Genomic DNA, 13,653 nt, shown 5'->3' on the forward strand with positions numbered 1-13,653 from the left:
GTGCGTTGGTGGGTCTCGGCGGGGCCCCGCCGAGACCCACCAACGCACTCTCAGAGAGCGCGCGCGTTCCCGCCGTGCGGCTGGGCCGGGCTGGTCACCCACGCCCACGCCTCGGCGACCTCATTGAGCGCCTGGGCGTAGCGGAGGGCGTCCGGGCTGGTGTTTGCCCGCTCGATGCTGCCGAGCAGGGTGCCGATGGCGTCGCTGAAGCCGTCCTTGATGGTCCGCTCTTCCGTCACTGCAGTTCCTTTCTCTTGGGCCGTGCCCGAGCCGGCGCGGTCGTTGTGGGCCATGACGGTAACGGCCCGCTCTGACACCGGTGCGGCTACTGGTGCTCGCACTTCTCGCCCCGCAGCCAGGCGTCCAAGCAGTCGCGGTGGATCCGCCACCGGCCGCCCTTGGTGCGCTGCGAGCCGTGGAGCTCGCCGGACTCGCACGCCTTGCGCACGGTCTGCGGGTGGAAGCCGCTGTGCGCGGCCGCCGTGTGGGTGGAGTGCCAGAAGCGCTCGATCATCCCAATCCCTCCTCGCTGCCCTTGCGGACCCGGCGCCCGCCAGAGGTCGTCCCCCTACGGTTCCCACGTGCGTCGGCCCCGAGCAGCGGCCCAGCCGGGGGCCCCCCGCCGCCGGGCTGGTCATCGGAGCATCCCCTCGACGTCGTGCGCGTTCGAGAGCACCCACACGAGGTAGCGGTCGCCGGCGATCGTGGTCCGGTAGTCGGGCCACTCCTTCCAGTGCCTCGACCCGACGCGGCTGGCGGCGTACACCGCACCGCAGGAGATCAGCCAGAACGCGTTCTCCAGCACCTGGCGCTCTTCGGCGGGCGTCTGGCCGCTGACCATGAAGAACGCGCCGCCTTCGGTGTCGCGGGTCTGGTTCCACATCAGGAGGCCACCCACGCTGGAGCGCGTACGCACGTGCTTGGCGAGCCGCTTGCTCCAGGCCTCCAATGCCGGCTCGTCGCGGTCGATGTCGAGGACCTGGCAGGCGTGGAGGACCTCCCTCGCCTCGTGGATGTCTCGCCACCCGAAGGAGGCCATCGGGGCCTTCGTGTGCATCATCGGCCGACCTCCTCGAGCAGCTCGGTCAGCGTGTCCCGCAGGACCCGGGCCTCCCTGAGCGTCATCGTCACGTCGACGCCCGTCGTACGCCGCCCGGGCACGTAGACGTTCAGCGCGACCCCCGCGGGCCCGTCGCCGGTCGCCGCCAGATAGGCGGCGACCGTCGGCACGACGGCCCCGCCGTTGCTGTGGTCGTAGTCGTAGGTCTCGGGGTCGCCGGTGGCCGCGATACCCGTCCTGGCGCCGCAGTGGTCGTCGTCGTGGCCGGTGCCGTTGCACCAGGTGAACGTCGGGCACTGCCGGTAATCCTGAGTAGTGTGCTGCATGGTTGATCGAGTCCTTCGCACTCGTGATTCCGATGGCCTCGGTCGGTGTTGCACCACCGGCCGGGGCCGCTGTTCTTGGGTGCCTGCCCCGCATGCGGCGGGGCCGGGGGTCAGCTGTTGGCACCTCCCTTCTTGGCGCGCCGCGCCTGGTCCGACGTCGCAATGCTTCCGTGGATGGGGGTCATGCCCCGCTCGATACGGATACGGTCCTCGAGCTCGTCGACCGTGTACGGCGACGTGCGGGACCAGGCGGCCTCCGCCTGCTCACGCGGTGTCATCAGTTCGGCGGTCAGCAGACCGTCGGCGAACGCCTGTGCGGCTCGCTCGATCGCCTTCTTGCGACGCGCTGCCTGACGCTCGGCCAACTCGTGCTGATCGAGTGTTCTAGGGCCCTCGCCGCGTGTCACCGTGCCGTCGCCGCGGCGTGATGGCACGAGCGGATAGGTCGTGATCGTGTCGACCGGCCACGGGTCAACGTTGGGATCGTTCATCCGGGCCATCTTGGTCATGACGTCGAGCTCGGTCCGCAGCGAGTCCGCAAGACAGCCGTTTGCAGTCCGTGACCGTCAACAGCACCAAACACTGTTCATGCAGGTCAGACAGGCTGCCTCCGGCCGCTGCGCAGGTCAGCGACTCGGCGGGCGCACTACATCCGCAAGTTCGTGCTGCGTGCCGCGCGACTCGGCGAGCTGGTCGAGCTCGGCAGCCTCACCGCCCCGGCCGCGGCGTTCCTCGAGGCCTCGGTACGAGCCGGTCTCAACATCCTGGTCGCCGGCGGGACCCAGGCCGGCAAGACGACGCTGCTCAACTGCCTGTGCGCCGCGATCCCGGGTGGCGACCGGGTAGTGAGCGCGGAGGAGGTCTACGAGCTGCGCTTCCCACATCCCGACCACGTCCAGCTGCAGACCCGGCAGGCGGGGCTCGAGGGCACCGGCGAGGTGCGGCTGCGGGACCTGGTCAAGGAGGCGCTGCGGATGCGCCCCAGTCGCATCGTCGTCGGCGAGGTGCGTGCCGAGGAGTGTCTCGACCTGCTGCTCGCCCTCAACGCGGGGCTGCCGGGCATGTGCACGCTGCACGCCAACTCCGCGCGTGAGGCGCTGGTGAAGATGTGCACCCTGCCGCTGCTCGCCGGAGAGAACATCTCGGCCCGCTTCGTCGTCCCCACGGTCGCCGCCAGCGTGGACCTGGTCGTGCACCTCGGGGTCGACGAGCGCGGTGTGCGCCGCGTCAACGAGATCGTCGGGGTCCCCGGTCGCGTCGAGCAGGACGTCATCGAGACCGAGACGATCTTCGAGCGAACCGGCGGTGAGCTGCGCCGGGCCAACGGCATGCCACCGCGGGCCGAGCGCTACGCGCGGGCCGGCATCGACGTCCACCGGTTGCTGGCGGGGGCGTGATGGGAGCGTTGGTCGGGCTCGGCACGGGGCTGGGGTTGCTGCTCGTCTGGTCGGCGTTCACCATGCCGCGCACCGGGCGACCGGCCCGCGGCGGGCCGTCCCGGACCGCCCGGCTGTTGGCGTCGGCGGGTCTCGGGCAGGTGGCTCCCGGCGGCTTCCTGCTGTTGTGCCTGGGCTGTGGCCTGATCGCCGGGACCGTGGTGCAGGTCGTCTCCGCGACGCCTCCGGTCGCGCTGGCGTTCGGCTGCCTGGGCGGCTACCTCCCGGTCACGGTCGTGGCCGGTCGTGCCCGGCGCCGGCAGCGGGAGTTCGCGGAGGTCTGGCCGGAGGCGGTGGACAACCTCGCCTCCGCCGTACGCGCGGGACTGTCGCTGCCTGAGGCGGTCGCGGCGCTCGCCGTGCGTGGCCCCGAGCCGCTGCGGTCCGACTTCGCGGCGTTCGCGCTCGACTACCAGGTGTCGGGCAGGTTCGGTGAGTCGCTCGACCACCTCAAGGCGCGACTGGCCGACCCGGTCGGCGACCGGGTCGTGGAAGGGCTGCGGATCGCTCGGGAGGTCGGGGGCGGGGAGCTCGGCCGGCTGCTGCGGAACCTGTCGGGCTACCTGCGCGACGACGCCCGGACCCGCTCCGAGCTCGAGTCGCGCCAGGCCTGGACGATCAACGGCGCCCGGCTCGCCGTGGCCGCGCCGTGGCTGGTGCTGCTGCTCATGTCGGTGCAGTCCGACGTCGTACGACGCTATGCGTCCCCGAGTGGCGTCGTCGTGCTGGTGACCGGGGGTGTCGCGTGCGCCGTGGCCTACCGCGCGATGATGCGGATCGGTCGGCTGCCCACCGAGCGCCGTCTGCTGGTCGCGACGGGTCCCGAGCGGGAGCGAGCAACGTGAGTGCCGTGGGCTCGCTGCTGGGGGCGGTGGCCGGCGTCGGGTTCCTGCTGGTCGCGCTCCGGCTGAGCGCGATCCGACGACCCGGCCTCGCGGCGCGTGTGCTGCCCTACCTGCGCGACCTGCCGAGCGACGTACGACCGAGCGGCGAGGCCGGCGTGCCGGCAGCGGTCGGCGTCTTCGGTCCGGTGCTGCGCACGGCGGCGGATGCCATCGAGCGGGTGCTCGGCGGCGCCACCTCCGTCCGACGCCGCCTGGCGCGGGCGGGTCTGGACCGGACCGTCCACGAGTTCCGGGTCGAGCAGGTCCTCTGGGGACTGTGCTGCTTCGCGGTGGCAGCGGCGTACGGCGTGCTGCGGACCCTGGCCGATCCGGGCGACGCCGTCTCCGCCGCGGTCGTCTGCGTGGTGGCCTTCGGGGTCGGGGTCCTGGCCCGCGACAACCGGCTCACTGCGCAGGTGCGGACCCGCGAGCGCCGGATGATCGCCGAGTTCCCGACCGTCGCCGAGCTGCTCGCGCTCGCGGTGGCCGCCGGCGAGAGCCCCGCCGTCGCCCTCGATCGCGTGGTCCGCCGCAGCGGTGGCGAGCTCTCCGGTGAGCTGGCCCGGGTGCTCGCCGACGTCCGCACCGGCCAACCGGTCGCCGCGGCCTTCGACGCGCTGGCCGCGCGCACCGGGCTGCCGCTCGTCGCGCGCTTCGCCGCCGGCGTCGCGGTCGCCGTGGAGCGAGGCACGCCGCTGGCCGACGTCCTGCACGCCCAGGCCGCCGACGTCCGGGAGGCCGGGCGGCGTGAGCTGATCGAGGTCGCCGCTCGCAAGGAGATCCTGATGATGGTCCCGGTGGTCTTCCTGGTCCTGCCGGTGACGGTGCTGTTCGCGTTCTACCCCGGTGTGATCGGGCTACGGCTGACGGCCCCGTGACGGGGCGGGCGGCACGAGCATGGAGAGAGGAAGCAGGATGACACGACGACTGGTCCGCCGTTGGGTGACGCGGGACGAGCGCGGGGACGTGCCGGGCTGGGTGCTGGTGACGGTGATGTCCGCCGGCCTGTGCGCCGCGCTGTACGGGCTCGCCGACGACCAGCTGCAGCAGATGCTGTCGGACGCGCTCGGCAAGGTCCGGTAGGTCGGTGCCCGGCCGTCGTCGGCGTCGTGGCCAGCCCGGTCATGAGCGCGGTGCCGCGGTCGTGGACTTCGTATTGGTCCTGGTGCTGCTCGTCCCGCTCTTCCTGGGTGTGCTGCAGGTGGCGCTGGTGCTGTTCGTGCGCAACACGCTGGCGAGCGCGGCGGCCGAGGGTGCGCGGTACGCCGCCACGCTGGACCGCGACGTCGCCGACGGCCTGGCCAAGACCCACGAGCAGCTGCGGGGCGTCGTCGGAGGCCGGTTCGCCGATGGTGTGCGGGCCAGGCCGGCGCTGGTCGAGGGCGCTCCCGGGGTGGAGATCGTCGTGCACGCGTCGGTGCCGGCGCTCGGGTTGGGCGGGCCGGCCGTCGACTTCGAGGTCGCCGCGCATGCCGTCGAGGAGCAGCCGTGAACCGGTCGGAGCGCGGCAGTGCGCTGGTGGAGTTCAGCTGGCTCGGCATCCTGCTGCTGGCGCCGCTGCTGTGGATCGTGGTGTCGGTCTTCGAGGTGCAGCGTGGTGCGTTCGCCGTCAGCGCCGCCGCCCGGGCAGCCGGACGGGCCTACGCCCTCGCCGGGAGCGACGCGCTCGGGCACACGCGGGCCGCTGCCGCGGCACGGCAGGCGCTCGCCGACCAGGGCATCGAGACGGCACCGCTGGAGCTGACGGTCAGCTGCACGCCGTACCCCCGCGCCTGCCACGCCGGCACGTCGGTCATCACCGTCCGGGTCGCCAGCCGCGTCGACCTGCCGTGGCTGCCGGAGTCGCTGGGAGGCGGCCGGCCCGGGTTCGCGCTCGAGGCCGCGCACACCGTGCCGGTCGGCCGGTTCCAGGAGGCAGCCGGTGCGACGGGCTGAGCGGGGCTCGACGATCCCGCTGATCATCGGGTTCGCGGCGGTGCTCCTGGTCGCGGTGGCGGTCGTCGTCGATGTGACCGCCGCCTATCTCCACCGGCAGGGCCTGGACAGCCTGGCCGACGGTGCCGCGCTGCAGGGCGCCGACCTGGGGGCCGAGGGCGCCGAGGTGTACGCCGGCGGGCTGGCCGGCCGGCGCCTCGAGCTGACCCGCGGGCAGGCCCACGCCGCGGTCGCCGACTACCTGCGCGGCGTCGGCGCCTACGAGCGGTTCCCCGGACTGCGGTTCGACGTCGACGTGGACCCATCCGCCGAACGGGTGAGCGTGCGGCTGCAGGCGCCGCTCGAGCTCCCGCTCACGGTCCCCGGCGCGCCGGACACCGCACTCGTCGGCGCGACCGGCGCCGCCGTGGTGAGCGTCGAGGCCCCGGAGTGAGTCGCGGCGGTCCGTCGGTTTGCATCCGCGAGAAGCGGTGCTCACCATGGAGTAGATGCTTTCTTCCCTGACTCGGCAGGTGGCGGCGCTCGGTGCCGCCGTGCTCTTCTCCACGCTGGTGCTCTTCGCGGCGTCGCCCGCGCAGGCCGGTGCGGGCAGCTACGCGGAGACCGCGGAGCGTGCGACGAACGCCGTGCGCGTCCAGCACGGTGTCAGACGCGCCAAGGGCAGTGACTGCCTGCGGCGCTACGCCGTGCGGCAGGCGGCCAAGATGGCGGCGCGCCGGACGATCTACCACCAGGACCTCGGCGCGGTCCTGCGCGGCTGCGACCTGAGCTATGCGGGCGAGAACGTCGCGGTGGGCTTCGGCACCGGCCGCAGCGTCGTGCGCCAAGGCTGGATGCGGTCCGCGGGGCACCGGCGCAACATCCTCGACCCGCGGTTCCGGAAGGTCGAGGTCGCGGCCCGCAAGGGCAGCGACGGCCAGTGGTACGTCGCCCAGGTCTTCGGCCGCCGCTGATCGCTGCGCCCGCCCGCGGGGAATCACGGGGCCGCGGGTCGGTCCAGTAACCTTGCCCCTTGTGGCAGGCCCCGACTTCGACGCCGAGATCAAGCAGCTCCAGGCGACCATGCGCACCATCGAGCAGGTCATCGACCTCGACACGATGAAGACCGAGATCGCCGACCTCCAGGAGCAGGTCGCCGCGCCCGACCTCTGGGACGACCAGGCCAACGCGCAGAAGGTCACCGGACGGCTGTCGATGCTCCAGGGTGAGCTCGAGCGGTTCGAGGGCCTGCAGTCCCGCGTGGAGGACCTCGGCGTCCTGGTCGAGCTCGCCACCGAGGAGGGCGACGCCGACTCGATGGCCGACGCCGAGTCCGAGCTGGCCCGCATCCGCAAGGACGTCGAGGCGCTCGAGGTCCGCACGCTGCTGTCGGGTGAGTACGACGAGCGCGAGGCGATCGTCACCATCCGCTCCGGCGCCGGCGGCGTCGACGCCGCGGACTTCGCCGAGACGCTGATGCGGATGTACACGCGCTGGGCCGAGCAGCACAAGTACCCCGTCGAGGTCTTCGACGTCTCCTACGCCGAGGAGGCCGGCATCAAGTCGGCCGAGTTCGCGATCCACGCGCCGTACGCCTACGGCACGCTGTCGGTCGAGGCCGGGACCCACCGCCTGGTCCGGATCAGCCCGTTCGACAACCAGGGCCGCCGGCAGACGTCGTTCGCCGCCGTCGAGGTCGTCCCCGTGCTCGAGCAGACCGACGAGATCGAGGTCGACGAGAACGAGATCCGCGTCGACGTCTTCCGCTCCGGCGGTCCCGGTGGCCAGTCGGTCAACACCACCGACTCCGCGGTCCGCCTGACCCACATCCCCACCGGCATCGTGGTCAGCTGCCAGAACGAGAAGTCGCAGCTGCAGAACAAGGCCTCGGCGATGGTGGTCCTCAAGGCCAAGCTGCTGGCGAAGAAGAAGGCCGAGGAGGCCGCGCTCAAGAAGGACCTCAAGGGCGACGTCGCCGCGAGCTGGGGCGACCAGATGCGCAACTACGTGCTCAACCCGTACCAGATCGTCAAGGACCTGCGCACCGGCTTCGAGACCGGCAACCCCAGCGCTGTCTTTGACGGCGACCTCGACGGCTTCCTCGAGGCCGGCATCCGCTGGCGCCGCGGCGCCGACAAGGCCGCCGCGAACTGACCCGGCCGCCAGGCACCTGACGCTGCCGACGTCCCGCCGGCGTGTCGCGGTGAGCCAGGTCAGGTGCCCGGGGGAGAGCTAGGCCGTCGCGGCCCGGTCGACCGCGCCGTGCTCGACCTCGGCGATCAGGCGCGCGCGTACGGCGGCGTACTCCTCGCTGTGCCGGGAGACCCGCGGCACCGTCAGCTCCGCGCGGATCCGGCCGGACTCGAGCACGATCACCCGCTGGGCCAGGACGAGCGCCTCGTCGACGTCGTGGGTCACCAGGACGACGGCCGGCCGGTGGCTCTCGTAGACCGAGCGCAGCAGTAGGTGCATCCGCGCCCGGCTGATGGTGTCGAGCGCCGCGAAGGGGTCGTCGCCGAGCAGGAGCTCGGTCGTGACCGAGAGGTTCCTTCCGACGACCGGTCCGAGGACCGTCACTTCCGCAGGGACCCGCACCACCCCGGAGCCGGGCAGGTCCCGGTCACGCCCGGCGAGCGCCCGAAAGAGGGTGGTCTTCCCGCTGCCCGGCTGGCCGAGGACCGCGACGAACTCGCCATGGTGCACGTCGAGGTCGATGCCGTGGAGCGCGCCGCGGTCCGTGGCACAGCGGTGCAGCCCACGGACCCGCACGGCGCTCGCCGCGGGGTCGTACGTCGGGTGGCTGGGCAGGCCCGGAGGTGGTGTGCGCATCAGCGGCTCCTAACTACGTAAAGACCACTGAATTACTACACAAAAGCCAGGCGGATGCAACCCGCATCGGCATCCGGCCGGTCAGCGCCCCTTCACGGGTGCCGTTGCCGCACTCCAGTCGCTGTAGCCACTGGCCGTGCGCGCCTGGATGCGCACCCGGTAGCGGAAGCCCTTGCTGACCGTGAACTCCGCCTTGAGCCGCTTCCGCGGCACGTACGGATAGGTGGTCTTGGTGACGGCGCCGCGCCGGTCGAGCCGCTGCAGCTCGACGCGGTAGTTCCCCACCGTCAGGCCCCCGGTGAAGGTCGGTACCTTCCACCGCACGACCACCGTGACCTTGCCGCCCTTCTTGCCAGGCTTGGGACGGAGCAGGACCGGTGCGTTGGGCCGCGGGAACTGCACGGTCGGTGTCGGAGGAGCGGGCGGCGGCGCGGTGAGAGTGACGGTCACGACGCCGCGCGGCCCGTAGCCCTCGTTGTTCACCGCCACGATGCCGAACTCGTAGGTCGCTCCGCGGTCGAGTCCCTCGATCGTCGCCGTTCGCTTCCCACCGGTCCACCCGAGCAGGTCGTAGCCGTCATCGATGCCGTAGTCGAGGATCGGACTGCCGCCTGTGCCCGGCTCCGGCCAGCTGAGGGTCGCCGTACCGGCCACGAAGTCGGTGGTCACCGTGATGCCGCCGACCATTCCGGGGACCGTCGCCAGGGTCACGGTGACGCTGGCCGGCTGGCTGGGGCCGTTGGCGTTGACGGCGCGCACCTGGACGGTGTGCGGGCCGCGGGCCAGGTCGGTGAACTCGCGCGTCGTGGCCGGACTCGACGCGCTCCACGATCCGCCGTCGATGCGCGACTCGTAGCCCGTGACCGGCGACCCGCCGTCGGAGATCGGAGCGGCCCAGGACACGGTGGCCGTCCCGGCCTCGGCGTCACCGGTGCCGACCAGTCCTGTCGGCGCACTGGGCAGCACGCTGGTGGGTGCGGTGCAGCCGATGGTCTCGAGGGTGTAGGCGCCCAGGCTCCCGTAGTCGTCGTAGGAGTCGGCGCCGGCGCCCCGGATGCTGACGAAGTAGGTGCCGACCGGGACGGCCGGGTCCGACATGCTCGCCGTCAGGCCCGTCGCGACCGGCACGGTCGCGCCGCCGTCGCCGATCTGGCCTGACGGCGGGTCGGTCTCCGCCCCGAACGGGGTGCCGTCCCCGGTGAGTACCTGCAGGGCGATGTCGAGGTTGGGTCCGAGAGGAGCGGGGGTCGCCGTCACCGTGACAGCGCCCTCGCAGACGCCCAGGTCGTACACGTCGACGTCGTCCCGGGAAGAGATGTAGGCGGTCCCGGCCGGGATGCCGGCCGCACCCTCGACCGTGCCGACGGCCTCGTCGGCGCGCACCGGCGCGTGCGCCGCGGAGCCGATGATCGTGACGTCGTCCTGGTGGTTGTTCGCGTCCGTGTAGCTGCCGTCGCTCCACTGCGTGACCGCGCTGTAGTAGCCGACGCCCATGATCGGCGCCCAGTTGCCGTGGCCGTCGTAGTACTCGTCGGTCGAGGTGCCGTCGTGCTCGAGACCGAAGGTGTGGCCGGCCTCGTGTGAGGCCGCCTCGGCGATGCGCATGGGGTCGTCGAGCAGCGCACCGGCGAAGACCCACGCGGTCTGGTAGTAGCCCGTGCTGCTGATATCGGAGAACGTGTTGAGCCAGGCGATCCCGCCGCACAGCCCCGCGCAGGCCGCCTCCATGGCGTCCTCGTTGGCGCCGACCAGCAGGTGAAGGCCGTAGGTCTGGTCCCCGCCGCTGTCGCGGTTGAGCAGCTCCTCGCCCGGGTCCTCGGTGGTCACGTCGACGTCGAACGGCGCGTAGTCCTCCGCGACACGCGCCCAGATCTCCTGGACCATCGCGCGCTCGTCGGCGTTGAAGGCGGCGCCGTCTCCGGCCGGGTCCCACGCCGGACGGAGGCCCTGCCCGATGCCGACCTCGTCGTTCCAGAGCGTCCCCGACACGGTCGCGCCGTCGACGTCGAGGAAGATCGTGCGGGCCGACCCCGGGTTGCTGTGCAGCTCGAAGGTCTCCTCCAGCGGGTACGCCGGCGGCGAGGTGGCGGCTGCCGCAGTGGTGGTCGCAGTGGCCGTTGAGCCGGAGGCTGGTGCCCGATCCCGGAAGTACAGGGAGCCGTCGGTCGCCAGTGCCGCGGTCGGGTCGGTGCTGAGCAGGGTGCGCAGCTCCGGGCCGGTCATGTCGTTGACGGCCGCGGCGGCGGGCAGCTTCGAGCCGAGCAGCCGCAGCGCCCGGGCGCCGCCTACCGGCCGGGTCAGGTCGAGGTCGACCTCTGCCAGCTGTGGCGCCGACGGCTCTTCGGTGGCGGTGGCAGTGGCAGGGGTCGGCTGCACGATCAGGACTGCCATCACGGCGGTGAGCACGGTGAGGGCGACAGGGCCGCGGCGGGGGATCACGGCGAGACAGTAGAGGCGCGGCGTTGGTGGCGCAGCCGAATCGACGAGTCGACGCCGGTCTCCGGCGGGGTCTCAGGCACCCGCCGCGACCGCGACGCTCGTGCACCAGCGCCCGGCCCGCTCCACGGGGTCTCCGCCGGCCGGGGTGGGCAGCGAGGTGGCCTCGCACACCAGCCACGCGTCGCCGAACAGGCCACGGAAGGACACCGTGGGGCCGCAGCTGAGCGTCACCGACGGCGAGCCGTACGCCGGCGAGCCGTACGCCGGCGCGCCGCTGACCGGCGTACATCCCTCGGTCGCCGCGGCGGCCGTCACCAGCGCCTCGGCGGACTCCGGCGGGACGGGCGGGGCGAACACCCAGGCGGCCACGGCGGCACCGGACGGGAGCGACCAGCGGCAGCCGTACTCGTGTCCGACGTCGGTGCTGCCGTCGGGCAGCGGGACCGGATCGCCGTTGGACCAGGCGGCGCCGTCGTCGGGCGTGCCGCCGAGAGCCGCGGCCACGTCGGTGGCGGCGATGCGCTCGCAGAACGGGGCGCGGGCCAGCGTCAGCGTCGCGGTGTCGAGCGAGGACAGGGGCGTGGCCAGGGGCTGCGCAGGGGGAGCGGACGGCGGCGCGGAGAGCAGCACGCCGAGCCCGACGGGCGCCAGCGTCACCACGACGGCAGCGGCCAGCAACGGCAACGCCCGCACCCACGACACGCGGAAACCTTAGTCACCTGGCGGTTCGCCTATCCTCGATCGGGTGATTCGCTTCGAGAAGGTCACCAAGACCTACCCCGGAACCGGCCGGCCCGCCCTCGACCAGGTGTCGGTGGACGTGGAGAAGGGGGAGTTCGTCTTCCTCGTCGGTCAGTCCGGCTCGGGCAAGTCCACCGCGCTGCGCTTGGTCCTGCGCGAGACCCGCCCCACCAGCGGCCGGGTCTACGTCGCCGGCAAGGAGATCAACCGGCTCGCCGCGTGGAAGGTGCCGCGGCTGCGCCGCCAGATCGGCACCGTCTTCCAGGACTTCCGGCTGCTGCAGAACAAGACGGTCAGCGAGAACGTCGCCTTCGCCATGCAGGTCACCGGGCACTCCCGCGGCGAGATCGGCACCCGGGTGCCGGAGACCCTGGAGCTGGTCGGCCTCGACGGCAAGGGCGACCGGATGCCCGACGAGCTCTCCGGCGGCGAGCAGCAGCGGGTCGCCATCGCGCGCGCGTTCGTCAACCGGCCGATGATCCTCATCGCCGACGAGCCCACCGGCAACCTGGACCCGGCCACCAGCGTCGGCATCATGAAGCTGCTGGACCGGATCAACCGCACCGGCACGACGGTGGTCATGGCCACCCACGACGCTGGCATCGTGGACCAGATGCGCAAGCGGGTCATCGAGCTGGCCGACGGCCGGGTGACCCGCGACCAGGCGCAGGGCGTCTACGGCTGGCAGCACTGACCCGTCGTACCCTCCGAGAGCCCCTCCCGAGAGCCCAGAGAGCGAAAACCTGACCTCATGCAGCTGCGCTATGTCTTCTCCGAGCTCGCCCAGGGCCTGCGTCGCAACCTGTCGATGCACATCGCGGTCGTGCTCACGCTGTTCGTCTCCCTGACGCTCGTCGGGTTCGGCCTGCTGCTCAACCAGCAGGCCGAGCGCACCGCCGACCAGTGGGGCAACCAGCTCCAGATCACCGTCTACCTCTGCCGCGCCGGCGACGACAACCCGAGCTGCACCAGCGAGGTGACCGACGCGCAGAAGCAGGCGATCACCGAGGTCGTGGACGAGAACCCCGACGTGGAGTCGTGGTACCTGGAATCCAAGGGCGAGGCGTTCCGCAAGGTCAAGGAGCTCTTCGGCGCGGAGCGGTTCGAGGGCCCCGACGCCGTCATCACCGAGGCCGACCTGGCCGAGTCGGTGTGGGTCACGCTCACGGACCCGCGGCAGGCCGACGTGGTGACCGAGGCCGTCGCCGGGCTCGACGGCGTGGCCCGGGTCCAGGACATGCGTGACGTCGTGGGGCCGATCCTCAACTCCATCGACGCGCTGCAGTACGGCGCCCTCGCGATCGCCCTCTTCCTCGTGCTGGCGGCGCTGCTCCTGGTGGCCAACACCATCCGGCTGGCGGCGTTCGCACGCCGCAAGGAGATCGGCATCATGCGGCTGGTCGGTGCGAGCACGCTCTACATCGCGCTGCCGTTCCTCCTGGAGGCCCTGGTCACCGCCGCCATCGGGGTGGCGCTGGCCGGCGGCGCGCTCGGGGCGTTCATGGAGTTCGGCCTGCAGCAGCGGCTGCAGGACTGGCTGGGCTTCATCCCGTGGGTCGGCTGGTCGGACTTCTGGTACGCCGTCGGGCTGGTCGCCGTGCTGGGGCCGGTGCTCACGCTGTTGCCGACACTCCTGCTGACGCGGAAATACCTCAAAGTCTGATCCGCTCGGTCTAGGTTCGAGGCGTTCTCTTCCCCGAACGAAGGCTTCACGGTGCGTCCCTTCCCCCGTGCCGCACGCCGACGGTTCGCCGCCGCCACCCTGGCAGCGGTCACCCTCGGCGGGCTGTGTGTCCCGATCAATCACTCCCTCGACGCCGCGTTCGCCGCTGACGGCGACAAGCTGAAGGAGAAGCAGAAGCGGGTCCAGGAGCAGCTCGCGCACGCGCACGACGAGCTGGAGCACTCCAGCGCGGGCCTGCGCGCGGCCAGCGAGCAGCTCGAGGCGGCCGACGCCCAGCTGGCGACGGCGAACGCGCGGCTGGCCCGGACCCGCGCGGCGCTCGCCGGCGCGCAGCAGAAGC

20 protein-coding genes are annotated in these 13,653 nt (G+C 72.2%); 12 read left to right on the top strand and 8 right to left on the bottom strand.

What is annotated here, in order from left to right; translation table 11 throughout:
• Positions 1-50: 50 nt before the first annotated feature.
• The 5 genes from VGE38_RS09900 to VGE38_RS09920 form a co-directional block, all read right to left on the bottom strand.
• Positions 51-239, bottom strand: coding sequence for a hypothetical protein (locus tag VGE38_RS09900; RefSeq protein WP_331142375.1), 189 nt, complete (start codon positions 237-239; stop codon positions 51-53).
• 86 nt (positions 240-325) lie between these two features.
• Positions 326-514 (bottom strand): helix-turn-helix domain-containing protein, encoded by a 189-nt coding sequence (locus tag VGE38_RS09905; RefSeq protein WP_331142376.1) that lies wholly within the window; start codon positions 512-514, stop codon positions 326-328.
• 120 nt (positions 515-634) lie between these two features.
• Positions 635-1,060, bottom strand: a complete 426-nt coding sequence (locus VGE38_RS09910; RefSeq protein ID WP_331142377.1) for a hypothetical protein — start codon at positions 1,058-1,060, stop codon at positions 635-637.
• On the bottom strand, positions 1,057-1,386 hold the full coding sequence (locus tag VGE38_RS09915; protein WP_331142378.1) for an alpha/beta hydrolase family protein: 330 nt from the start codon (positions 1,384-1,386) through the stop codon (positions 1,057-1,059). Before VGE38_RS09915 ends, VGE38_RS09910 begins: the two co-directional genes overlap by 4 nt.
• 110 nt (positions 1,387-1,496) lie before the next feature.
• Positions 1,497-1,895 (bottom strand): ImmA/IrrE family metallo-endopeptidase, encoded by a 399-nt coding sequence (locus VGE38_RS09920; protein ID WP_331142379.1) that lies wholly within the window; start codon positions 1,893-1,895, stop codon positions 1,497-1,499.
• A gap of 153 nt (positions 1,896-2,048) precedes the next feature.
• Here VGE38_RS09920 and VGE38_RS09925 point away from each other — a divergent pair, with 153 nt between their 5' ends.
• The 9 genes from VGE38_RS09925 to prfB all read left to right on the top strand — a co-directional run bounded on the left by VGE38_RS09925 (position 2,049) and on the right by prfB (position 7,774).
• Positions 2,049-2,783 (top strand): TadA family conjugal transfer-associated ATPase, encoded by a 735-nt coding sequence (locus tag VGE38_RS09925; protein WP_331142380.1) that lies wholly within the window; start codon positions 2,049-2,051, stop codon positions 2,781-2,783.
• Positions 2,783-3,667 (top strand): type II secretion system F family protein, encoded by an 885-nt coding sequence (locus VGE38_RS09930; RefSeq protein WP_331142381.1) that lies wholly within the window; start codon positions 2,783-2,785, stop codon positions 3,665-3,667. The genes VGE38_RS09925 and VGE38_RS09930 overlap by 1 nt, the downstream gene beginning before the upstream one ends.
• A gap of 5 nt (positions 3,668-3,672) precedes the next feature.
• Complete coding sequence (locus VGE38_RS09935; RefSeq protein WP_331142382.1) at positions 3,673-4,584, top strand: type II secretion system F family protein; 912 nt, start codon at positions 3,673-3,675, stop codon at positions 4,582-4,584.
• A 37-nt stretch (positions 4,585-4,621) separates the two neighbouring features.
• Positions 4,622-4,789, top strand: coding sequence for a hypothetical protein (locus VGE38_RS09940; protein ID WP_331142383.1), 168 nt, complete (start codon positions 4,622-4,624; stop codon positions 4,787-4,789).
• 61 nt (positions 4,790-4,850) lie between these two features.
• Positions 4,851-5,198 carry a TadE/TadG family type IV pilus assembly protein gene (locus VGE38_RS09945; protein WP_331142384.1) on the top strand — a complete coding sequence of 116 codons (348 nt, stop codon included), beginning with the start codon at positions 4,851-4,853 and terminating at the stop codon, positions 5,196-5,198.
• The gene (locus VGE38_RS09950; RefSeq protein ID WP_331142385.1) at positions 5,195-5,641 is read left to right on the top strand and encodes a hypothetical protein; all 447 of its coding nucleotides are present in this window, start codon (positions 5,195-5,197) and stop codon (positions 5,639-5,641) included. The genes VGE38_RS09945 and VGE38_RS09950 overlap by 4 nt, the downstream gene beginning before the upstream one ends.
• Positions 5,628-6,074, top strand: coding sequence for a pilus assembly protein TadG-related protein (locus tag VGE38_RS09955; protein ID WP_331142386.1), 447 nt, complete (start codon positions 5,628-5,630; stop codon positions 6,072-6,074). The genes VGE38_RS09950 and VGE38_RS09955 overlap by 14 nt, the downstream gene beginning before the upstream one ends.
• A gap of 55 nt (positions 6,075-6,129) precedes the next feature.
• Positions 6,130-6,594 carry a CAP domain-containing protein gene (locus tag VGE38_RS09960; protein ID WP_331142387.1) on the top strand — a complete coding sequence of 155 codons (465 nt, stop codon included), beginning with the start codon at positions 6,130-6,132 and terminating at the stop codon, positions 6,592-6,594.
• Positions 6,595-6,655: 61 nt separating this feature from the next.
• Positions 6,656-7,774 carry a peptide chain release factor 2 gene (gene prfB / locus VGE38_RS09965; protein WP_331142388.1) on the top strand — a complete coding sequence of 373 codons (1,119 nt, stop codon included), beginning with the start codon at positions 6,656-6,658 and terminating at the stop codon, positions 7,772-7,774.
• A gap of 78 nt (positions 7,775-7,852) precedes the next feature.
• On the opposite strand, the gene VGE38_RS09970 is transcribed toward prfB, so the two are convergent.
• The 3 genes from VGE38_RS09970 to VGE38_RS09980 form a co-directional block, all read right to left on the bottom strand.
• Positions 7,853-8,449 (bottom strand): ATP-binding cassette domain-containing protein, encoded by a 597-nt coding sequence (locus VGE38_RS09970; RefSeq protein WP_331142389.1) that lies wholly within the window; start codon positions 8,447-8,449, stop codon positions 7,853-7,855.
• A gap of 81 nt (positions 8,450-8,530) precedes the next feature.
• A complete protein-coding gene (locus VGE38_RS09975; protein WP_331142390.1) occupies positions 8,531-10,888 on the bottom strand; it encodes a fibronectin type III domain-containing protein in 2,358 nt (785 codons plus the stop codon).
• 72 nt (positions 10,889-10,960) lie between these two features.
• Complete coding sequence (locus VGE38_RS09980) at positions 10,961-11,590, bottom strand: hypothetical protein (RefSeq protein ID WP_331142391.1); 630 nt, start codon at positions 11,588-11,590, stop codon at positions 10,961-10,963.
• Positions 11,591-11,633: 43 nt separating this feature from the next.
• Between VGE38_RS09980 and ftsE the strand changes: the two genes are divergently transcribed.
• From ftsE to VGE38_RS09995, 3 genes are all read left to right on the top strand, one after another.
• Positions 11,634-12,323 (top strand): cell division ATP-binding protein FtsE, encoded by a 690-nt coding sequence (gene ftsE, locus VGE38_RS09985; RefSeq protein WP_331142392.1) that lies wholly within the window; start codon positions 11,634-11,636, stop codon positions 12,321-12,323.
• Between the two features lie 57 nt (positions 12,324-12,380).
• Positions 12,381-13,292 (top strand): permease-like cell division protein FtsX, encoded by a 912-nt coding sequence (gene ftsX / locus VGE38_RS09990; RefSeq protein ID WP_331142393.1) that lies wholly within the window; start codon positions 12,381-12,383, stop codon positions 13,290-13,292.
• Between the two features lie 51 nt (positions 13,293-13,343).
• A partial coding sequence (locus VGE38_RS09995) for a hypothetical protein (protein WP_331142394.1) occupies positions 13,344-13,653 on the top strand: 310 nt, incomplete at its 3' end.

The sequence above is a fragment of the Nocardioides sp. genome, from assembly GCF_036405735.1.
Taxonomy (GTDB): domain Bacteria; phylum Actinomycetota; class Actinomycetes; order Propionibacteriales; family Nocardioidaceae; genus Nocardioides.

Bases quoted from the DNA above. Each gene is read 5' to 3' on its own strand.
- VGE38_RS09930 (WP_331142381.1), top strand. From the start codon at position 2,783: ATGGGAGCGTTGGTCGGGCTCGGCACGGGGCTGGGGTTGCTGCTCGTC.
- VGE38_RS09960 (WP_331142387.1), top strand. From the start codon at position 6,130: ATGCTTTCTTCCCTGACTCGGCAGGTGGCGGCGCTCGGTGCCGCCGTG.
- VGE38_RS09920 (WP_331142379.1), bottom strand. From the start codon at position 1,895: ATGACCAAGATGGCCCGGATGAACGATCCCAACGTTGACCCGTGGCCG.
- VGE38_RS09905 (WP_331142376.1), bottom strand. From the start codon at position 514: ATGATCGAGCGCTTCTGGCACTCCACCCACACGGCGGCCGCGCACAGC.
- ftsX (WP_331142393.1), top strand. From the start codon at position 12,381: ATGCAGCTGCGCTATGTCTTCTCCGAGCTCGCCCAGGGCCTGCGTCGC.
- VGE38_RS09915 (WP_331142378.1), bottom strand. From the start codon at position 1,386: ATGCAGCACACTACTCAGGATTACCGGCAGTGCCCGACGTTCACCTGG.
- VGE38_RS09970 (WP_331142389.1), bottom strand. From the start codon at position 8,449: ATGCGCACACCACCTCCGGGCCTGCCCAGCCACCCGACGTACGACCCC.
- VGE38_RS09940 (WP_331142383.1), top strand. From the start codon at position 4,622: ATGACACGACGACTGGTCCGCCGTTGGGTGACGCGGGACGAGCGCGGG.
- VGE38_RS09910 (WP_331142377.1), bottom strand. From the start codon at position 1,060: ATGATGCACACGAAGGCCCCGATGGCCTCCTTCGGGTGGCGAGACATC.